Genomic DNA, 22174 nt, shown 5'->3' on the forward strand with positions numbered 1-22174 from the left:
CTTATATTATAAGTTCCGGGTTTTACCTTAATAGAAAATAAGCCATTTTCGTCGGTGGTAGTTCCGGTGATCATTTGGTTATTATTGTTGGCAACGGATACATTGACAAATGGAATTACATCTGTTTCATCCATGACTCTTCCTTTTATTGTTTGTGCGTAGAAAATACCTGGAGTTAGCGCTAACAATAGGAATGCAAGTGTTTTCATTTGAGTTTTCATCTTATATTTTATTTGATGAAACAAAAATGAGCTATCAATTTATACTACCCGACCGAAAACCTAAAGTCGAACTCATTTATTGGCTATAAATGAGTTTGACTTTGTTTACAAACGTTCGACTTTATGTTAACTGACTGATTTTAAGCGAATTCTTCTAAATTCGGTAGGTGTTTTTCCCGTGTGTTTCTTGAAAGCAGTATTAAAGGACGATTTAGAATTAAATCCTACTTCATATAAAATCTCCAACACAGTTTCTTGCTCTTTAGCCGGATTGGCTAATATTTTCATTGCTTCTTTAATGCGATATTCATTTATAAAATCAAAAAAATGCTGATTTAACTTTTGATTAATTAAAATGGATAGCTCCCTGGAATTCATTTCCATCTGGTCAGCTAAATTTCTAATAGATAAAGACGGGTTGAAATATGGTTTTTCTGTCTCCATATAATATATTAATTGCTGAATTTCGTTATCGTAAATTTTATTAATCCCGCTTTCATCGTTATCAGCTAAATTATGGGCCAAGGCTATTTTAGAATCTACCCCGCTAAAAAGATTAGGATATCGTAGGGCTTTTAAAACATACCAGCATACGATACCTAAAACAAACAAGACAACTATAGTCTGAGCGGTATTAAAAACATCATCTTCTCCATAATACTTTAAAATGTTCTTTATTAATGCTACAGCATAGAGAAGTGATGTGAAGAATAAAAGCTGGAATAACCATTTATAGGTTGCTATTGTATTACTTGAATAATTTTCCAGGAATATTTTCCTGGCATTGCCTAAAACTATAAATCCGGCAGTTAAATAAATAATAGCTTGTAGGTGAAGCGAAATATGCAAAAAGATGATTTCGTATAGACTATTGTACTCCACAAGCAGTTCTAATTTTTGAGCTGTGTTGCTCAAATAAACCCTGGGGATCATAACTAAATTAGCGACTAGATAGGGTAACGCATGCCATAGATGTTTCCATTTTAATTTAAAATCTGAATAACAAACAGATAATACGTATAAATAAAATACAGGCATTGGTAGATAAGCCAGTAAATCTTTTGCTATCAGCAGGTTATTTGTCAAATTATTAGGCGTATCGAAAAGAAGATGCATAAACCAACTGGAAAATTCCAAAGCATTTAATACCAGAAAAGAAGCAAAAAGCTTATTGCTGATTTTATTGTTTGACTCAACAGAAAAAATAAAAATTGCTAAGAGTAACGCTATAAATGTGGAGATTATCCCTGCGATGGTTACTAGATCAACTTCTCTCATCTCGATAAAGGTTTGAGTAACCAAAAGTAGTTTTTAAATGCTGGTTATACAATCGCAGGTTTTTTATAGTTAGGTACAGTTTAGTTCTCGTTAAGGATGTTTTACAATAATTGGATTTTATTACAATTTCCGGAGAGAATAAATCTATTTCCTTAACTTCAATAATCAGGATTTAAAAAATAGCTGGATATGGATTTAATGCTGATTATTTTTATTGTTAGCATTCTTACACTTTCTCTTGGGCTGGTCTATAAAAAGATGCAGGAAATATTCTTAACAGAACCTTTGATCGCAATGATTACTGGGGTGCTGATTGGACCGTATTTTCTGGATATAATACCTGCAGATGTACCCGAGAAGCTTACGATCCTGAGGATAACCTGTGAATTTACTATTGCAATGGCCTTAATGGCCACCGCTTTACGAATACCAAAAAATTTTTTCTATAAGAATTTTAAAACACAGGTAAATGTTGTGCTTTTTGGGATGGTCTTTATGTGGCTTTTTAGCTCTGGAATCTTATATCTGATTTTTTCCGATTTTTCTATTTCAGAGTGTCTTCTTTTAGGGGCTATCATTACTCCTACAGATCCTGTGCTGGCTTCCAGCATTGTTTCTGGGGATAAGGCGGAGAAATATTTGCCAGCCTCCATTCGGGAAACGATTTCTTTTGAGTCTGGTATAAATGATGGTCTTGCCTTTCCTATTGTTTTCTTTTCCATCTTCCTTTTTACTAATTCCTCTTTTCCTGTAACCACCTGGCTTTCGGAAACGCTTCTCTATGAGACTGTGCTCTGTGGAGTTATCGCCTATTTCACAGGTATTCTTGCCGGTAAAATGATGCACAAGGCACATGGCAAAAAGATAATGACCACTAAAGCTGTATTGCCTTTTTCCTTAGGATTGGCTTTTGCTTTGCTTACCGGGTTCAATTTGCTTGGGATGAATGGGATACTTGCTGTTTTTATCGGCGGTCTGGGTTATGCCAGGTCAATCTCAGGAAATGAAGATATCCAGGAGGAAGAGGTACAGGAGTCTATGGAAAGAATTACCTTAATTCCTGTTTTCTTTGTTTTTGGACTGGTATTACCGTTAGAGGAGTGGATTTCACTAGGATGGAGCGGGGTCTTACTCGTTTTTTTAGTCCTTTTCTTCCGAAGGATTCCCGGTATGTTCCTTCTAAAACCTTTTCTTCCGCAGTTAGAGAGAAAAAACTCTGATGTCCTGCTGTTGGGATGGTTTGGTCCTATAGGAGTTGCCGCACTTTACTACTCCATTCTTTCAATAGAAAAGACCTCTTTTGATGAAGCCTGGATCATCCCGGGTTTGGTAGTCTTTGCGTCCACAGTAGTACACGGCTTAACAAGTCTTCCATTAGGGAAACTTTACCATAAGTATAATTCTAAAAATTAATTTTCTGCGCAAGAAAAAACTTTACGGGAAAATATTCTCCTGGAGTTTTTGATTGAGGTTAAGAGATAGTGCTGTAATTTTAAGGCAGCGAATGTTTATGCAATTTTTTTAAAATACCTATAGGATAAAGTACAATCTGGTTCAACGATATTTATTAAAGAAATTTTAGTGGGGTATGAACTTTAATTTAATAGGTTACAGTTAAATAACAAGTGGTTAACAGTTATTCAGTTTCGAAGGTTTTATCTTTAAGTAGTAAACTGGAAATCAAATACATGATGAAAAGGATAAAAATTTTTACAGGGATTTTAATAATGTCGGGGTTCATCCTTTTTACAGGAGAACTCAGGGCGCAAACCGTGAATAATCAGGATAGCGAAAAAATTGTAGATCAGGAGAAAAAAGAAGAGCTAAAAAGGGATTCCGAAGCTGCAAAATCTGCTTTTATTCAAAACAGCCAGGATTTAGATGATCTTTTTGACACTGCTGCGGGTTATGTGATCTTCCCTAATGTAGGGGCCGGAGCTTATATTCTTGGCGGTGCTGCCGGGAATGGAGTGCTTTATGAGAATGGTGAAGTACAGGGTTTTGCCGAACTCAGGCAAATGGATGTGGGTCTCCAGATAGGCGGACAGGCTTATCGCCAGGTAATCCTCTTCCAAACACAGGAAGAACTTGAGAAATTCAAAAGCGGGGAATATAGTTTTTCAGGAAACGCTTCTGCAGTAATTCTGGAAGAAGGGAAAGCGAAGAGTGTGACTTTTAATGACGGCAGGGCCATAGTGACGATGCCCAAGGCAGGTGCGATGCTCGAAATTTCTATAGGTGGGCAAAAATTCAACTACAGGGATAAATAGGGGCCACAGAAGGCTGTTGTTAAATCGTGAGAAACCTTGTGCTGATTTTTTAGCACCATCATCTTCGTGTTCTGAAAAGCAATTTCGGTCTTAAAGGAAAAAGTAAAAAATAACTCATTCAAGGCAATGGGACTGCTTTTTATGTAGCTGCCTGTAAGAAATATTTCTAAAAAGTTTTATAATTTCCCTCAGTTTCAGCCAATCTTTCGTGAAATAACAAATGCTTAACAAGGTGCGTGGGCCACGATTTATACATTTGAATGAAACCAAAAAAAGTTATATTTTATGAGATCTATTACAAGTAAATTCTACATACCCCTATTTGCAGTACTTCTATTGGGGTTAGCGAGTTGTGGCTCTATGAGTACGAGTCCGGACAATTTAATTTCGGATGCGGAGAAAGCCCAGGAAAACGTTGCTGCAGCTAGTAGCAACATGAGCGAATTATTCCAGAATTCTGCAGGATATGCGATTTTTCCTAATGTAGGAAAAGGTGCTTATATCCTTGGAGGAGCTTCTGGTAACGGTGTTCTTTATGAAAACGGAACTGTTGAAGGCTTTACCGAAATGAAACAATTGGATGTCGGGTTCCAAATAGGTGGAAAAGCATATACCGAAGTTCTTTTCTTCCAGTCAGAGTCTGCTTTAGAAGACTTTAAGAGCGGAGATTATGAATTAACTGCAAGTGCATCTGCTGTTATACTTGAAGAAGGAAGGTCTGAATCTGTAGATTTTCAGGATGGTGTTGGCGTAGTAATTATGCCTAAAGCCGGTGCAATGGCAGGAATTTCTGTTGGAGGACAGAAGTTTGAATACAGAGATAGATAATATCCTTAACATATAGGAAAGAATATTAAAGCCGGTTTTTATAAGCCGGCTTTTTTTATACTTAAACTAAGAAATTATGGAAAAGCCAAATTTGCTTATTTTCGATGTTAATGAAACATTACTGGATCTAAACCCTCTAAAGAATACTGTAAATGAGGCGCTTCAAAACGATCTGGCATTTGAGCTATGGTTTCCGATGCTGCTTCAGTATTCCCTGGTGGAAACTATAACGCATAAATATCATGATTTTACTGAAGTAGGAGTGGCTACATTTAAAATGTTGACCGGGAAAATGAATCTTTCTTATTCTGAAGAAGAAATCAGGAAAATACTGAGTCAGATTAAAGAATTGCCTCCTCATCCGGAAGTAGTGGATGCACTGCAGAAGCTCCGGAATGAAAATTTCCGGATGATCGCTCTAAGCAACGGTAAACCATCTGTGCTAAGAGAGCAACTGAAATTTGCAAATATCGATACCTATTTTGTGGACATCATTAGCGTGGAAGTAGTGAAAAAATACAAGCCGCACAGGGAAGCCTATGATCACGTTCTTAAAAAAGAAAAAGTACCGGCAGAGAGAGCAATGCTTGTAGCAGCCCATGGCTGGGACATCGCCGGCGCAAAAAGCAGCGGACTAAAAGCGGCATTCATCAGGAGAAAAGGCAAAAGTTTGTACTCCCTTTCCGAAAAGCCAGATTTAGAAGCAGAAGATATGCTGGACCTGGCAGAGAAGCTGGTTAAATAAAATGAAACCTTCAGTTTTTCTAAAGATCTTCTGGTGATTCCAGCATCGTTGGGATCAATTCACTTACCGTGGGATGGATATGTACCGCATCTCTAATGGTGGTATATGGCGTTCCTGCATACATCGCATCAATTATAGCATGTATAACTTCATCAGCCCCTGTTCCAAGGAAGGTTGCACCCAGGATTTTATCAGTGTCGGCTTCAATATAAATTTTCATCATTCCGCTGGTTTCACCCATTTCCTGTGCCCGAGCCACTTTAGTCATTGGTCGGGAAGCCAGCTTTGCCTTAATTCCCTTCTCCTTTATTTCTGCCTCGTTCATTCCAACCCTTGCAAGTGGGGGATCAATAAATGCAGCATAGCAAGGGAAACGATCTGATAAACTTCTTTTTTTATGCTGAAGTAAATTTGAGTCAACTATTTCAAAGTCGTTATAAGAAGTATGAGTAAACGCTCCTTCGCCATTGCAATCACCAAGAGCGTAAATATGTGGAACAGAAGTTTGTAACTCGTTATTTACTTTTATATAGCCTTTTTTATCCAGGTGTACACCGGTGTTCTCCAGGCCGATATTTGCCGTATTTGGCACCCGGCCTGTGGCAAGAAGAAGATGGGAGCCTTCAATTTTTTTTTCCGCACCATGTACGTTAAAACTGAATTCAATAGTCTTTTTGCTCTGGGCTCCAGCTATGTTTTCTGAATTAAGATAAACCTGAATATCCTCATCTTCCAAAATCTGAAAAATTGCTTCAGAAATATCTTCATCTTCCTGTTTCATAAGGCGTTCCCCACGATCCAAGATACTCACCTTGCTTCCAAAACGCCGGAACATTTGGGCAAATTCCAATCCCACATAGCCGCCTCCTATTATAACAAGGTGCTCGGGGATCTCTTCCAGCTCCAACATCGTTTCATTAGTATGATAATTGAGGTTTTTGAACGGTGACGGAATATTTGGCCTTGAACCGGTATTAATAAAGATCTTTTCTGCCTGTAGCGTTTCGTTATTTACTGTAACCGTATGATCATCCTTAAATTTTGCTTCCCCCTTAAAGACCTGAATTTGCTCATTATCCTTCAGCATTTTCCTAATCCCCTCGCTGGATTTTTCAACCAGTTTGTCTTTCCTTCTTTTAATCGCACGCAGGTTGACTTTTATCTCACCGGCTATAGTAACACCATGCTCCTGGCTATTTTTGGTTACAAAAACTCGTCTGGCACTTGCCACATAAGCCTTGGTGGGAGTGCAACCGGTATTTACACACGTGCCTCCAAAATCCCCTTTTTCGATGATCGCCACCTTTTGCCCATTTTTCGCAAGACTTGCAGCAAGTGGAGTTCCCGCCTGTCCTGTCCCAATAATTATCGCATCAAACTTCATAAGAGTATTTTTAAGAAGGACCTGTTAATGTCCCTGGTTAATCGAATTAAAAGTTAAAGCCAAGTGTAAACATTATCCGGTTGTCTTCTTCACTTGTATAGTAGCCCACATTCCCAGTGATGGTGCTAAAAGCATTAATCCAGATAGAACCGCCGTAGTTATTGTGCCACTTTTCAGAATTTTCATCTTCCAGCCAAACGCGTCCATAATCATATCCCAGGCTTATCCCTGCCCTTAATGGTACAAAACCTGTTTCCATCCTCACAAGTCCTGCTCTTAGATCTGTACTTTGGTAAAAAGCAGACTTTCCATTAAAACGTTCATTTCTATAGCCGCGTAAACTCTGATTTCCGCCAAGGGTGGCGCCGTGGTAGAATTCATAATCCTCTCCAAATATAAATTCACTGCCAATCTTGGTGGCTATAACCACAAGGCCGCTCTCATGTAAGGGGTAAACAACAGAAATTGATGGCTTCAGGTAAGCAAATTCGTTGTCATTTCCATCTATATTTCTTTTGTATCCCGTAGAAATATCAAACTGCATCCCGCGCCTTGGAAAAGCCAATTGCTGAGGTTTATTTTTATATTGAAAAGCAATCTCTGCACCGGCGTACAACTGGCTTTCAAAAAGATCGTTCTCTTCATCAAAAACCTGTCCTATATATTCTGTGTCATTTGCTTCAACCTCCAGGGACTCGACCATTGGTTTAAAATGGAATCTTGCACCGGTTTCATTTCGCCAGATCAAGGAAGGAGCAAGGCTCCATTGCCTTATACGTACGCGGTTATAATCCATACTCACGGCATCTTCGTTGTAGGTGGTCTCATTACCTCTTCCAAAGTAATTAAGGGTGTAATTGGGGCTCGTGTACCTGGCATCAATGCCAAAATTCCAATTGTAGAAAATGTGTGCGAATTCCCCCGTATAATTTACCTCAAAACCGGAAGTTGCAAAATAGTAGAAGGCGCTTATATTGTGCTGTGTGGTAAAAGGATTACGTGCAAGACCATAGGTGGTAAAGGTATCTGCCAATCCAACTTTAAAACCTGCATCGGGATCAAAGCCAATGCTGGGGAATAATACATTTGTAGTATTCCTGCTTTTTTGGGGATTGTAATTGTTAATATCATAACTGTCTATTAGCCATTGGTTGGCACCCGGTGTTTCAATTGTATTTTTTTTGCTTTTGTAGTCATACAATTTCGCTCTCCTGGTATTACTGAAGTTATAGATGTCGTTTTCCTCGCCACCAATAACCTTCAGTTTAATAAGTTTATCTCCTTCTCCTTCAATCTTAAATTCGTCATCCCCATCTAATCCATAAATCCATATTTCATCGGTCATTTCAGAATTATAGGTGTTTTCAAAAACGATATTTTCATCGTTTTCAATAATAATCTCTGTTCGTCCGTTTTCTTTTCTGGTAATAAGGAATTTGTCATCTTCTTCAGTTCCTGTAATAACCTCAAACTCCAGTAAGTAGTTATAATAATCCCTGGCGATAGCAAGCAGGTTTTCCCGGCGCTCCTTAAGATCCTCTTTTATCCGCTCTATGCTTTCATCTTTTGTATCTTCCGGAAGCGCTTCAAAAGCCGCATCGATTTTTTCATCGGAAAGTTCGTTCTGAATAAACTCCACCTGCTCTTCCCAGTCTTCCCAGGTAGCGGTTTTTATAAAAGTTTTGTCCAGGGGATAAGCCGCAACGTTAAACCATTTTACATTTTTCAGTTTTTCGCCAGAAAAAGTTTGCATGGCTCGCAATACAGGAACTCCCATTTGCAAAAGATCTATTATTGGCCCGTCGTACTTTGAAAAAGCCTGATCCCGGTCCCTGGCAATGGGTTTGTACATTAGCCTCCCGTCTTGCTGCTCAAACTGTGCCCATCTCCACTGGTCTTCATGCCGGTCCCAATCCCCGATCAACATATCAAAAAGCCGTGCTTTTATATAAGAACTCTCATTGACATAAGAATTTTTACTTTCCCTAAGTTCCAGAAGAAGATCTGCCGTGCTTATAATATCATCTGGCGAACCAAAAGTTTCAAATTCTTTATTTTCATCCCCAACATGCTCCTCCAGCATATAAAGTTTATTGCCATAACCATCGTTAAATATCCCCAGTTCCTCCTGTTTAGGGAGATAAACGAGCCTAGGGTTTGCATGGTAGATGTCCACAGCCGCAGAGAGGTCGTTTATGGCAAATGGAGCATAAGGATGGGATGTGGTATAATAATCCTGAACAATTCTTTCTGCCAGCGTATTATCTATACGGTCCTGTACGTAGTGGGTTTTAATTTTCTGCTGGATAAACCGGGTTGCACTTTTTCTTATTTCGCGTAAAGTATATTCATGTTCATCTTCATCAATTATTCTTAGGGATCTGGATTGGTTTCCACCTCCTTCTGAAATTGGTACGGGGTTTCCCGGCAGATCACTTAGGAAAAGCACGGGAACTTCTATGTCACGACTGTAAATATCCCGGTAATGTTCTCCCCATAGCAAGGTGTAAAATCCGCTTTTATCTGTTTCTTCCTGGGTATACACAGAAGCTTTATAAGTTTCACCAAAGCTTTCCCTGTCGGGATAACTTACTTCATCAAGCCTTGTACGTTCTCTTTTAATAAATTTGCTGAAGAGTAGCTTTGGACCTGCAGGGGTAGCTTCGTAAAACCTCACAATTGAACTCCTATCTTTAAAGACTGTCAGTTTTGTATAACCGTTTTTATCTGAAGCAAAGTGATCGTCCTCATGGATCTTGGCTTTTTCAGTATTTGCTGCTGCGCCACTTATAATTTGAGGGATACCATCATCCTCCAGATATTGCATGTTCCGATCGTTTCCTGATACAAATATTACATCGTCAAACTGGCTGGCAAGTGTCTCCAGTCGACCCCGTAGTTCCTCCATCGCACTGTTATAATAGGATTGCCTGGAGAAACCTCCCATTTTTTGAAAAAATCCACGTCTTGTGTTGGACATTACGGGATGGTGTACTGCTACAATAATGGTTTTATTCTGTTCATCCTTAAGATCATCCTTAAATTTTATAAAGAACTGATCTCTTGTTTTGAGTTCACATTTGTTGTTGATGTAGGGATGATCATCCCAGTCTTCCAGAAACCACTGAGAATCCACCATTATAAGTTCCACTTCGTCGCTTAAAGTCTCCGGTTCCCGGGGGCAACCATCATTTGGCCAGAATTCGGCATCGCTGTTATCCTGAAGAAAGGATTCCATATCGTCCAGGTTTTCCTGTCCGCCTCCTTTGCGCCATTCATTTACGCCGGGATTAAGAATTACGTTTCCATTAAAATTCTTCAGGGGTTGTAACAACTTTTGCCTTAAATCTTCTTCTGTAGCTTTTCTTTTGTCCTCATCTTCTGGATAACCATTTTCTGTAATGTTTCCGAGCAGAACAAGACTGGCATCCTGATCCTGTTGAGAAGCTTGTACAATCTGGCTGAAGATGCTTTGGGCCGCAGAGTTCTCGTTAAGCCCCGTATTTGCGGTAAAATAAATTGAGTGGGAAATTTCCTTTCCTTCAGGAATTTCGTCTTGCTGTGCAAAAGTTAAATTCAGGGTAAGAAGGGTAATTAGTACCGTAACCTGGTTCTTTAGGGAGCCAGAAAACGGACTTTTTAATTCAATAAACATATAGTCGACTTTTAAGTAGGGCCTGGAGCCAGTTTAACAAACTTCCAAAATTGACAAAAAATTATATAGAATAAGAAATTTTAACGCTTTATAACATTTATGAAGAGGCAGAAGCGACCGGTTTTTTAGCCATTATTTTATGATATCCTGTTTATAAATCATCTTCTTTTTATAGCCGGAATGATTTTCTCTATAAATGTAAAATATTATTTTTTCATTATTAGTCCAAATTATCCTTTTGCGTCTTAGTAGATTATGACCTATTTTAGCTCAAAACAATCCCTGTTGCGGTCACTATTTTTTCTTTTGTTTCTCCTATCCGATGCGCTCCTTTCCCAGGAGTTACCTCCGGTAATTAATTACGGTCCTAACGATTATGGAGCCGAGAATCAAAACTGGATGATTGGCCAGGATGATGCCAAAAATCTATATTTTGCAAATGGTGCAGGGTTACTGCAGTTTACCGGGGAGAAATGGAACCTTTACCCGGTGCCTAACAAAACGATTGTACGATCTCTTAAGGTAATTGGCGAGAGGGTCTATACCGGCGCTTACATGGAAGTGGGGTACTGGGAAAAAAATGATTTGGGTGTGCTGGAATATACCAGCCTGGTAGAGCGATTTACGGAAGATATCCAGGACGGGGAACAGTTTTGGGATATTGAATACAGCGATGGTGTAGTTATTTTTCGCAGCTTCCGTGGAATTTATCTTCACAGTCCCGGGGCAGACAATATTACCATTTTACCAAATGATGCCGGTCAACCAGTAACGAATCTTTTTAAAGTAGCAGATAAAATTTTCTTTCAGAAGGCACAGGCAGGTATTTACACTATTGAAAAAGGACTACCAGAGCAGGTAATTCCGTATTCTGCGCTGGGAGAAATTGAAATTATGCAGATTTTCCCACGGGATGGGAATTTGGAACTGGTAACGGCTATGGGAAATTTCTATAGTTGGAATGGTCAGGAACTTGAAAGGGTGTTGAAAGATTTAAGTACTAAGATCAAAAATGCGGGATTACTTTCAGCGTTAAAACTTTCCGATGATAGTATGGTGCTGGGAACTGTGGGCGAGGGCATTTATCATGTGTCAGAAGATGGTGAGATTCTGAGTCATTTTGATCAGGAAAACGTACTTCTCAATAATACCGCACTTGATCTCTACCTCGATGATGCGCAAAACGTTTGGGCGGGTCTGGATAATGGGATAAGTGTTTTGAACCTGGATTCCACTTTTCGTCTATTTCAGGATAATACAGGAAAAATAGGATCGGTTTACTGTTCCTTTCAGAATGACGATTATCTCTACCTGGGAACAAATCAGGGACTTTATTACAAGACTCCCGGAGACACCGAATTTACTTTTATAGAAGGTACTAACGGGCAGGTGTGGAGTTTGCAAATGGAAGATGACTATCTTTTTTGCGGACATAACAACGGAACATTTCTTATAAGCGGAAATAAAGCTGAAAGGATATCAGAACGGCTTGGAACATGGCTTGTAAAGGAAATTGAAAATAAACCGGGATATTTTATCCAGGGACATTATAATGGCATCAGTTTCTTAAGAGATACACCTGGCGGAATTGAAGACTTACCTATGCTGGATAATTTTCCTCATTCTTCAAAGTTTATTGAAATGGACGATGACGGTGATGTCTGGATTAGTAATGAACATAAAGGTGTGTTTAAATTGACAATAAGTGATGCGCTGGATAGCATTGTGAACAGTCAAAATTATGTAATTGATGAATCCACAGGAATAACGTCAAGTATTTTTAAGTTCAATGATACGCTTTACTATTCTTCCCAAAATCGTATTCTCCAATATACCGGGGGAGCAGACGATTTTCTTCCAAATAGTACACTTGCTAAGGTGTTGGAGGATACAGAGAGGATATCCGGAAGAATAATTAATGACGAAAATGGTAAAATTTGGGGGTTCGCCAAGAACTCCATATTTAACGTAAGTCTTGCCAGCTTAAGTGGCAAATACGAACTTAATGAGGTCTACCTGTCTAAAGGGTTTCGCAATATAACTTCAGGTTACGAGAACGTCACCAGACTTAAGGATACAGAGTACATCCTGGGTATTTCCGACGGCTATGTTAAATTTAATAAAGTAGAAAGTGCTATACACGATTATGAGGTGCGCATGGATCAGATCTCTATGTCTGCGCTAGATGAGGCTGCTCAATTGGTTGCCATGGATGGTAGCAGTCCTTTTGATTATAAAACCAATAATATTAATTTTTACTTTAGTGTTCCTGTCTTCAAGAAATTTCTCACTCCGGTATATAGCTACAGGCTTTTGGGCCAAAGTAACATGTGGAGTGAATGGGATGAGGCTGCCCATGCAGGATTTAAAAATCTTTCCTTTGGGAATTACACTTTTGAAGTAAGGGCAAGGGTAGGGGCTAGAATTGCTGATCCACTTACCTATAGTTTTGATATTGCTCGCCCCTGGTATTGGAGTTACACTGCTATTATACTCTATTTTTTGATTTTGTTAATCTTGCTTTACCTGGTTCATATTTTCTATAAGCGAAGACATCAGAAGTTTATCGAAGAGAATGAAAAAGCACTAAGGATGAAGAATCTGGAAGCACAGCAAAAAATAATCAAGCTGGAGAATGAACGATTGGAGCAGGATATGGTAAATAAGAACAGGGAACTTGCAGTTTCGACAATGAGTCTTATCAAAAAAAATGAGTTTCTTTCCAGCATCAAAAAACAGTTACAGAAATCTGAATCGGCTAAAGTAAAGTCGGTCATCAGGACAATAGATAAGGATATAAGTGAAGAAGATAACTGGAAATTCTTTAAAAAAGCATTTAGTAACGCAGATAAGGATTTCTTCAAAAAGATTAAGGCAAAACATCCGGAACTTACTTCCAACGATTTAAAACTTTGCGCTTATCTAAGATTAAATTTGTCATCAAAAGAAATCGCTCCCCTTCTAAATATTTCAGTAAAGAGTGTGGAGATTAAACGATATCGTTTGCGAAAAAAGATGGATTTAGATCATGAAACAAATCTGACCGATTATATTCTTGCCTTATGACCTTTACATAACGCATTAGTAACTCTACATTACCTCTACAAAAATTTAAATTCTTGGTTAATAGCGGAATATGCGGAAAGTTCGTTATTCCCTATAAAGGGCTGTTCTTATTGCAATTTCCGCATTATACCACGTCAAAAATTGCTAAATACTCACCATGTAGATTTTTTGTAAAGGTCACTTTACTACTCTCATAAGAATTTGTTAATATATTTGAGAGAACAATTTTAATAACAAATCACATGAAGAAATTTACCTGTCTTTTGATCGTATTTCTAAGCGGGTTTTTTGGGGCCTATGCGCAATCGTTTTCGGTTAGCGGATTGGTATCTGATGAAAACAACATGCCTTTACTAGGAGTTAATGTAATAGTAAAGGGAGAATCACGCGGTACCACTACCGATTTTGATGGAAACTATACCGTTGAGAATATTTCCCTTGGAGATGTTCTTCAGTATAGCTATGTAGGTTTTGAAACCCGGGAAATTACAATAAACGATCAACAAATCATTAATGTCACCTTACAGACTGATTCTGAATCGCTGGAAGAGGTGGTTGTAATAGGTTATGGTACGCAACAAAGAAAGGACATTACCGGTTCTGTTTCGGTAGTATCAGATGAAGCAATCAGGGGATTGCAGCCAATACAGACCACACAGGCTTTACAGGGAACTACATCTGGAGTGGTAGTAACACAAACTTCCGGTGCGCCGGGAGCCTCTCTTAACATAAATATTCGGGGAATTGCCTCTAATACAGAGAACGGCCCTTTGGTAATTATTGATGGTTATCAAACCGATGTACAGTCGCTTAGCAATTTGAATCCGTCAGATGTTGAGTCAATGACGATACTTAAGGATGCCCAGGCCGCTATTTATGGTGTTGCCGGTGCAAACGGTGTTATTTTAGTAACCACCAAGACTGGTGAGCTGAATATGGCTCCTACAGTAAGTTACGATACCTATTATGGTGTTCAGGAGACTTCCAGGCAAGTCCCCCTTTTAAATGCTACTGAATATGCTTTGCTTCTTAATGAAAGTTATGCCAACGGAGGTCAGGATTTAATATTTCCTGATGTAAGTGAATTGGGAGACGGGACAGATTTTCAGGATGCTGTTTTTCAAACCTCTCCAATTATTAGTCACAACTTAGGTTTGTCTGGTGGGACTGAGAAAGTAACCTATTCGGTTGGAGGTTCGCACTTAAGACAGGAAGGAATTATTGCTCCGGAAAAGACTCAGTATAAGAGAAGTACTGCAAAAGTAAGCCTGGGAGTCGAAATTAGCGATGCTTTTGATATTGATTTTAATACTATTTATACCAATATTGATAGAAATAGTATCAATGAGAACGGATTGGGTTCTGTGCTTTTTAATGCGCTGAATATTGCTCCTACTTTCGATATAGACCAGGAAGATCAAACCGGATTCTTAGGGAATGAGATCATTAATCCATTGTCACAAATTGAGAATACCTATAACGAATATAATCTAGATAAGTTCAACGGAACATTTGGATTAAATTTTTCACCAATAGATGAACTGGTTTTCACTTCAAGGATAGGATACAATTTTGGAAAAAGTGATGAAAAGATTTTTTCTCCTATTGCAGATTTTGGCCCTGGAAAAGTCTTTAATGTAACTCGTAGCACCGTAAATCAAAACAGGATAAACGATAATAACTATACGTTTGACCTTTTCGGAAAATACGAAAATACCTTTAACGATGCACATCATATTACCTTAACTGGTGGTATGACCGTTATTAGAAACTGGGGAGATGGCTTGTATGCCACAGGATATGATGTTCCAAATAACTCATGGGAATTTGCAGATATTAGCTTAACAACGGGAACAAGTACAGAAAAGAGTAATGATTCCTATGTTTATGATATAAGAAAACTGTCATTTTTTGGAAGGGTTCAGTATGATTTCCAGGGGAAATACCTGGTGTCCGGAATGCTGAGACGAGATTCCTCAACAAGGTTTAGTCCGGAAAATAGAACAGATTATTTTCCATCGGTGACCGCTGGTTGGATCATTTCAGAAGAAAGCTTTTTGGAAGATTCTGATCTGTTATCCTTCCTGAAATTAAGAGGAAGTTACGGTATTCTGGGTAACGATGAAGTAGGGCAAAACCAGTTCTATAGAGCTTTGTTGGATGGAGAAGCAACCTATGTTTTGGATGGACAACTCATAAATGGCCGGGCTCTGGGTGGATTGCCAAACCCATCTGCTAAATGGGAAGAGGCAGAAAAGATGAATCTTGGGGTGGATCTTAGAATGTTAAATAATAAAATTGATATTACCACAGATATCTTTAGAGAAGAAAGAAGAGACCTTCTAATTCCTTTTATTCCGGTTTCGGGAATTTTTGGAACAGGTGCACCTGGAGGATCTTCTCCAACCGTAAATGCAGGAACAACGGTAAACCAGGGTGTTGAGTTTTCTATAAAATATTCAGAAAATATTGGCAATGACTTCAACTTTAACGTTGGTTATAACGTAACATATATAGATAACGAGGTAACCGAGGTGAATGGAGCAGAATTTATTGCGGGAGGAGCCTTTGGGGTAGGACAGCCTCAACCATCCAGGTTTGAAGAGGGGCATTCCATTGGTTATTTTTATGGCTATAAAACAGACGGATTATTTCAAACACAAGCTGAAGCAGATGCGGCTCCAAGCCAGATGGCTCTAGGTGCAGAAGCACAGGCAGGAGATATTAAATATGTTGATATCAATAATGACGGAGTAATTAATACCGATGATAGAACTGATATTGGTGATCCTATTGCTGATGTAACCATGGGCTTGAATTTTAGCATGAATTATAAGAACTTTGATTTTTCAGCATATGCCTATGCTTCTTTAGGTAATGATATGGTGAGAAACTATGAAAGGAATCAACCCAATGTAAACAGGCCTGCCTACTATCTTGAGAGATGGAGAGGCCCGGGAACCAGTAACGAAGTACCCCGATTAACTACAGGGGCAACATCAAATAATGTTCTTTCTGAATTTTATGTAGAGGATGCTTCGTATGCCAGAATTCAAAATGTTCAGTTAGGTTACTCACTTCCAGATGATCTTTTAGAGAGAATTAAGATAGACAGATTGAGGATTTATGCCTCCGTAAATAACTTATACACTTTTACAAAATATAAAGGTTTTGATCCTTCAGCCACAACGGGAGAACCTATTGGTGGCGGAATTGATTACGGATTTTATCCTGTTCCAAGAATATTCTCATTTGGAGTAAACCTTACTTTATAAAAAAGAAATTATGAAATTAAATAAACAAAATTTCAAAATAGTTATTATCCTACTTTCCATGACATCACTTATGGGCTGTAGTGATGAATATCTTGAGGAAACAGAAGAATATACCATAGATTCAGAAAATTATTTTAATTCTGAACAGGATTATATCGATGCGCTCATTGGTGCATACGATCCGCTTCAATCTACTTATGTAAATGTGTTGCTGGGAGAAATTGCTTCAGATAATACTGTAAGTGGAGGAGAAAGCGCAACAGATGTTATTGGCTTTCAGCAGGTAGATGAAATGAACCATACTCCGGTAAACGATAACATAGATGATGTATGGGACTGGAATTTTGCCGGTGTACAGAGGGCAAATTATATCCTTGAATTTAGGGATAAAACAGATTTTGAAGGAAAAGACAGAATTATTGCTGAAACAAGATTTCTAAGAGCTTACTTCAATTTTGAGTTGGTTAAATGGTTTGGTCCCATCCCTCTAAGTGGAGATCAGCGTTTTCAGCTTGGCGATGAAACTTCCGTACCTCGCTCTCCGGTAAGTGAAGTATATGCTCAGATAGAATCTGACCTTCAATTTGCTATTGATAATATGGATTATACCGCTCCCCAAATTGGGCGTGCAACCAAAGGCTCAGCCCAGGCTCTATTAGGGAAAGTTTATTTATATCAGGATAATTTTCAGCAGGCAGCTGATGTTTTAGAGGATGTAATTGAAAGTGGACAATATCACTTGTATGGAACGCAGGCAGACGAAGATTATACCAATCTTTTTGAACAGGTTGGGGAAAACAGCGCCGAGTCTGTTTTCGAAATTCAGTATACCGGGGAAGAAGGTGCTGGTTTTGAATGTTTGCAGTGTAGTGAAGGGAATGTAGCGGTAGGTTTTCAGGGAATCAGAAACTATACAGGCCCTGTCTTTGAACCCGGTTTTAGTTTTAACCTCCCGGTAGAAGAAGTATATAATCTTTTTGAGGAAAACGATATTCGAAGAGACTATTCTGTTCTGGATATAGAAGCATGGGCGGCGGAGACCGGTGCGACATACGTGGAAGGTTATAAACATACCGGTTATTATAACAGAAAATACCTTCCAAGACAGAATAATAACGTAGGAGATGCGAATTTAACGCAACCTAATAATTACCGGGCCATTAGATATGCCGATGTATTGTTGATGGCTGCTGAAGCTTTAAATCGAGGAGGGATCAACGATCAGCTTGCCCAAAATTATCTTAACATGGTACGTGGAAGAGCTGGTTTGGAACCAGTGAACGCAACAGGAGCCTCTTTAACTGATGCTATTTATGAAGACAGAAGGCTCGAACTTGTAGGTGAAGGTCATAGATTCTTTGATTTGGTAAGAACCGGAAGAGCAGCTAATGCTATTGAAGGCTTTACACCTAATAAAAATGAACTTTTTCCAATACCACTGGAAGAGATAGAATTTTCTCAGGGAAACTGGGAACAAAATCCTGGATATTAATAAAATTAAAATAATTAGAAATGAAGCATATTAAAAAATTACTGGTATTATTCCTGGCATTTAATGTATTCACGTCCTGCGATAAGGATGACGATACATCCTATGTCCTGCAGGATGTTTCTGCTCCCACAGATGTGAATGCAGCATTTGATATTTCCAATGATGAAGAAGGAACAGTGAGTGTGACTCCAACGGCAGAAGGTGCAACAGAATTCAGAATATATTTTGGCGATGCCGAAAATGAAGAATCTGTTACTGTAGCTCCGGGCGAAACTATTAGCCATACCTACACCGAAGGAGAATTTAACTTAAGGGTTGTGGCAGTGGGCCTTACAGGTCTAACCAGTGAGTTGGTAAGAGTAGTGAATATCTCTTTTGGGGGACCTTCTGAACTGGATGTTAATATTGAGAAGTCAACAACAAATCCATTGGAGATTATTGTAACTCCAACCGCAGTAGATGCTACCGTTTACGATATTTACTTTGGAGATGCCGAAGATGAAGAGCCTACTACGATAATGGACGGCGAATCTGCAAACCATGAGTATGCTCAAGCGGGAGATTATACCGTTAGAGTGGTAGCTCGTGGAGGAGGTGCTGCGACCGTAGAATATTCTGAAGAAGTTACTGTTTCTGAAGGTTCAGGTGTATTGCAGTTACCAATCACTTTTGATGATCCTGCAGTAAATTATGTTTTTGAAACCTTTAATGGGGTCAATTTTGAAATAGTGGATAATCCTCAATTATCAGGAATAAATTCAGAAGAAACAATGGTAGGTGCACTTACCAATTCTGGCGCAGCGTTTGAAGGAATGACATTTGAACTGGATGAACCGGTAGACTTTAGTGGAGATAACAAAACTATCACATTAAAATTATATTCTGAAGTTGCCGTACCGGTCTTGCTAAAGTTTGAAGGTGGCGTAAATGGAGAAAGAGATAACGAAGTGGGCGCAAACCATTCTGGTTCAGGTTGGGAAGAAGTGACTTTTGATTTCGCAAACGACGCTTTAACCAGTTATATTGATAGTAGTGATGAAGGAGGAGCCGCTTTTGTGCCGGAAGGGCAATATGCCGGAATGACAATTTTTGTAGATGGACCTGGAACTACTGCAGGTACTTTCTATTTGGATGATATAACGCAAGCCGATGGTGATACAGATACTGATACAGATCCTTTTAACCTGCCAGTAACTTTTGATTCATTTGATACTTATAGTGAAGACATGGTTGTTGGTTTTGAGGGTGCTTTTGAAGTGGTAGCCAATCCTTTTGTATCCGGAACAAATGATTCTGACAGCAACGTTGGATCATTCACCAAAAACGGTGGACAATATGAGGGAATTACGCTCTTTTTAGATGAGGCTATAGATCTGTCTACAGAAGATAAGATGATGAGTGTAAAATTATATTCTGAAGAAGCCTTTACTGTATTATTTAAATTTGAAACTGGTGTTAATGGGGAGCGTTCCAATGAAGTTCGCGCTGAGCATACCGGAAGTGGATGGGAAACCCTTACTTTCAATTTTGCAACAGATGCTACTAAAAGTTATATAGACGGTTCCCAGGGAGTTGGGGAAGCATTTGTACCTACCGGCCAATATAATTCCATCTCCGTATTCTTCGATTATGAAGGTAACCTTAATGGTACGTATTATATCGATGATATCATGAGAGTTACCGATGGAGATGGCTCGAATGGTGGGGATAACGGCGGTGATGGTGGTAGTGCTGAACCTACAGCGGCAGCTCCTGCTCCTACTGCTGCAGAGGCAGATGTAATATCAATTTTTAGCGATGCTTACGCTAATCCAGCCGGAGTCAATTATTCTCCAGGCTGGGGACAGGAAACTACTTATGAAATGGTAAGCTTCGAAGCTAATGAGGTGATTAAATATGCTAATGCTAATTATCAGGGAATCGATTTTGGTGAGGCTATTGATGCTACTTCATTCACGACTGTTCATATAGATGTTTGGTCTGGGGACTATACTTCTATACCATTTTTCCTAATAAGTCAGGCTTCAGGAGAGAAATCCGTAAACCTGAACGTAACTCCAAATACCTGGACTAGTATTGAAATTCCTTTATCTGAATTTTCAGATCAGGATCTTGATCTAAGTGATATTTTTCAGATCAAATTTGATGTTCAGCCAGACAATGGAGGAACGTTTTACATAGACAATCTGTATTTCTATAAAAACAGTGACAATGGTTCTGAAGGTGATGGGGGTTCTGATGGAGATGATGGATCTGGAGGTGATGGCGATTCTGATGGAGACGGTGGCGATGGTGGAGGAGCTTCGTCAATCGTCAATGGTGATTTTGAAACAGGAGATAGTACTGGCTGGGTATTTTTTGATGCTACAACCACCAATGGAGGTTCGGTTTCAGTTTCCGATGCTGAAAGTAATGGTGGTACCTACTCTGCCAAAATTACCAGTGGACAATTTAATAATCCTGGTATAAAGCAAGAAAGGTTTGGTGCAGGAACAATTTCACCAAATACAGAATACCAAATTCAGCTCGATTCCAAAGTAGAGTCTCTTGTTGATGGAGCTGTAGTGAATGTTCTTGCATTTTCAGAAAGTGCTGTAGAGGGAGAGGCGGCTGTACTTCATAATCTTGGAACAATAGATGTAGCACCAGGTAGTTGGAACACCAACACATATACCTTTACAACTGCTGGTACTGTTTCTGGTGGAGTGTCCTTGTTAATTGAGGTTGTATGCGGTGGAGCAACCACCTGTAATGGGGTGGTTTATATCGATAACGTTACTTTGAGTAATTAATGTACCACACTAAACAATTATTGGTTGACAGCAGAGATTTATCTGCTAAACTTTTTTATTAATAGCATAGTGTTAGTAATTGAAGTTATTGATCAATTAGTCACATTTCCCGGTTTTCAGGGTAGGACACAGGATAATGTGGTTTATTTTAATAATATCGCCTTGAGCTCTAATTAAATGAAATTAAAAAGTGGGCGCTTAAGTTGCCTGCTAAAGCAGATAATTGACTTGAAGACGATAGAATGAAGAAATAGAAAAATAGAAGAGATGAAAAATATAAAATTAATCAATGGAATGAAATTTTCCATTTTAGCAATCCTTGTCTTAGCTGTCTTCAGTTGTGTTGATGATGATTATGATATGGGGAACATTACCAATCCGTCTAATCTTAGTATCGACCATGAAATAGTTGGGGCTACTCAAGATATGCCTGATGGTGATGGAAGCGGCGAAGTTCAGTTTACTGCCAATGCAGAAGGTGCAATTACATATAAATTTATTTATGGTGATGGATTCGAAGATGTTTCAAGTACCGGAGCTGTGACCCATTCTTTTAGTGGAAATGGAGTGAATGATTATAATGTCACCATAATTGCATCTGGGGCCGGCGGTGCCATTTCCAGCATGTCTACAGAGGTTACAGTATTTAGTAGTTTTGATGATCCTGAAACCAAACAATTACTCACCGGTGGAGATACAAAAACCTGGTATGTGGCTGCCGCTCAGCAAGCACATCTTGGAGTAGGACCTGTAGACGGTGATATGCCTTCCTATTATGCAGCCCCACCATTCGATAAACTTGCAAACACTTGTTTTTATAATGACGAACTCGTTTTTAGTCTGAATGGAGAAAATATTATTTATGAATTGAATAATATGGATGCTACTTTTTTTAATGCTTCCTATAATGCCGATTTCGGAGGCGGAGGTCCGGATGATCAGTGTTTACCGCTTGATACCAGTGGAGAAAAAAATGTTTCACTTTCTGCGGCTACCTCAGGTATAGGGCGTTCTACGGGAACCTCTCTTAACTTTGGAGGAGGTGGTTTTATGAGCTATTATATTGGAACCAGCACCTATGAGGTATTGTCTATAAGTGAAAATGCAATGGAAGTTAGAGCTATTCCGGGTAATGATCCTGCCCTGGCATGGTATCTTAAATTTACCA

Annotated in this window: 12 protein-coding genes and 1 pseudogene; 9 read left to right on the forward strand and 4 right to left on the reverse strand. The window is 39.0% G+C overall.

The window, feature by feature from the left end; all coding sequences use genetic code 11:
- Positions 1-221: carboxypeptidase-like regulatory domain-containing protein (locus RM529_RS10945; protein ID WP_311484835.1), on the reverse strand; the 221-nt coding region annotated here is incomplete at its 3' end.
- Positions 222-347: 126 nt separating this feature from the next.
- Positions 348-1499: a helix-turn-helix domain-containing protein gene (locus RM529_RS10950; RefSeq protein ID WP_311484836.1), complete on the reverse strand. Its 1152-nt coding sequence runs from the start codon at positions 1497-1499 to the stop codon at positions 348-350.
- A 189-nt stretch (positions 1500-1688) separates the two neighbouring features.
- Here RM529_RS10950 and RM529_RS10955 point away from each other — a divergent pair, with 189 nt between their 5' ends.
- From RM529_RS10955 to RM529_RS10970, 4 genes are all read left to right on the forward strand, one after another.
- Positions 1689-2912: a cation:proton antiporter gene (locus RM529_RS10955; RefSeq protein ID WP_311484837.1), complete on the forward strand. Its 1224-nt coding sequence runs from the start codon at positions 1689-1691 to the stop codon at positions 2910-2912.
- A 275-nt stretch (positions 2913-3187) separates the two neighbouring features.
- Entirely contained in the window at positions 3188-3769 is a 582-nt protein-coding gene (locus RM529_RS10960) for a lipid-binding SYLF domain-containing protein (protein ID WP_311484838.1), read from the forward strand.
- A 285-nt stretch (positions 3770-4054) separates the two neighbouring features.
- Positions 4055-4597 carry a lipid-binding SYLF domain-containing protein gene (locus RM529_RS10965; RefSeq protein ID WP_311484839.1) on the forward strand — a complete coding sequence of 181 codons (543 nt, stop codon included), beginning with the start codon at positions 4055-4057 and terminating at the stop codon, positions 4595-4597.
- Between the two features lie 76 nt (positions 4598-4673).
- Positions 4674-5342, forward strand: a complete 669-nt coding sequence (locus RM529_RS10970; protein WP_311484840.1) for a haloacid dehalogenase type II — start codon at positions 4674-4676, stop codon at positions 5340-5342.
- A gap of 19 nt (positions 5343-5361) precedes the next feature.
- On the opposite strand, the gene RM529_RS10975 is transcribed toward RM529_RS10970, so the two are convergent.
- On the reverse strand, positions 5362-6726 hold the full coding sequence (locus tag RM529_RS10975) for an FAD-containing oxidoreductase (protein WP_311484841.1): 1365 nt from the start codon (positions 6724-6726) through the stop codon (positions 5362-5364).
- A 46-nt stretch (positions 6727-6772) separates the two neighbouring features.
- The gene (locus tag RM529_RS10980) at positions 6773-10381 is read right to left on the reverse strand and encodes a bifunctional metallophosphoesterase/BamA family protein (RefSeq protein WP_311484842.1); all 3609 of its coding nucleotides are present in this window, start codon (positions 10379-10381) and stop codon (positions 6773-6775) included.
- Between the two features lie 285 nt (positions 10382-10666).
- Between RM529_RS10980 and RM529_RS10985 the strand changes: the two genes are divergently transcribed.
- The 5 genes and pseudogenes from RM529_RS10985 to RM529_RS11005 all read left to right on the forward strand — a co-directional run.
- Positions 10667-13447, forward strand: coding sequence for a helix-turn-helix and ligand-binding sensor domain-containing protein (locus tag RM529_RS10985; protein WP_311484843.1), 2781 nt, complete (start codon positions 10667-10669; stop codon positions 13445-13447).
- Positions 13448-13689: 242 nt separating this feature from the next.
- Positions 13690-16722, forward strand: a complete 3033-nt coding sequence (locus RM529_RS10990; protein WP_311484844.1) for a SusC/RagA family TonB-linked outer membrane protein — start codon at positions 13690-13692, stop codon at positions 16720-16722.
- Positions 16723-16732: 10 nt separating this feature from the next.
- Entirely contained in the window at positions 16733-18214 is a 1482-nt protein-coding gene (locus RM529_RS10995) for a RagB/SusD family nutrient uptake outer membrane protein (protein ID WP_311484845.1), read from the forward strand.
- A 20-nt stretch (positions 18215-18234) separates the two neighbouring features.
- Positions 18235-21006: a carbohydrate binding domain-containing protein gene (locus RM529_RS11000; RefSeq protein WP_311484846.1), complete on the forward strand. Its 2772-nt coding sequence runs from the start codon at positions 18235-18237 to the stop codon at positions 21004-21006.
- A 267-nt stretch (positions 21007-21273) separates the two neighbouring features.
- Positions 21274-22174 (forward strand): annotated as a pseudogene (locus RM529_RS11005) (PKD domain-containing protein); the annotation flags it as partial.

Source organism: Autumnicola edwardsiae, assembly GCF_031846505.1.
Lineage (GTDB): Bacteria > Bacteroidota > Bacteroidia > Flavobacteriales > Flavobacteriaceae > Autumnicola > Autumnicola edwardsiae.

Bases quoted from the DNA above. Each gene is read 5' to 3' on its own strand.
- RM529_RS10950 (WP_311484836.1), bottom strand. From the start codon at position 1,499: ATGAGAGAAGTTGATCTAGTAACCATCGCAGGGATAATCTCCACATTT.
- RM529_RS10955 (WP_311484837.1), top strand. From the start codon at position 1,689: ATGGATTTAATGCTGATTATTTTTATTGTTAGCATTCTTACACTTTCT.
- RM529_RS10960 (WP_311484838.1), top strand. From the start codon at position 3,188: ATGATGAAAAGGATAAAAATTTTTACAGGGATTTTAATAATGTCGGGG.
- RM529_RS10965 (WP_311484839.1), top strand. From the start codon at position 4,055: ATGAGATCTATTACAAGTAAATTCTACATACCCCTATTTGCAGTACTT.
- RM529_RS10970 (WP_311484840.1), top strand. From the start codon at position 4,674: ATGGAAAAGCCAAATTTGCTTATTTTCGATGTTAATGAAACATTACTG.
- RM529_RS10975 (WP_311484841.1), bottom strand. From the start codon at position 6,726: ATGAAGTTTGATGCGATAATTATTGGGACAGGACAGGCGGGAACTCCA.
- RM529_RS10980 (WP_311484842.1), bottom strand. From the start codon at position 10,381: ATGTTTATTGAATTAAAAAGTCCGTTTTCTGGCTCCCTAAAGAACCAG.
- RM529_RS10990 (WP_311484844.1), top strand. From the start codon at position 13,690: ATGAAGAAATTTACCTGTCTTTTGATCGTATTTCTAAGCGGGTTTTTT.
- RM529_RS10995 (WP_311484845.1), top strand. From the start codon at position 16,733: ATGAAATTAAATAAACAAAATTTCAAAATAGTTATTATCCTACTTTCC.
- RM529_RS11000 (WP_311484846.1), top strand. From the start codon at position 18,235: ATGAAGCATATTAAAAAATTACTGGTATTATTCCTGGCATTTAATGTA.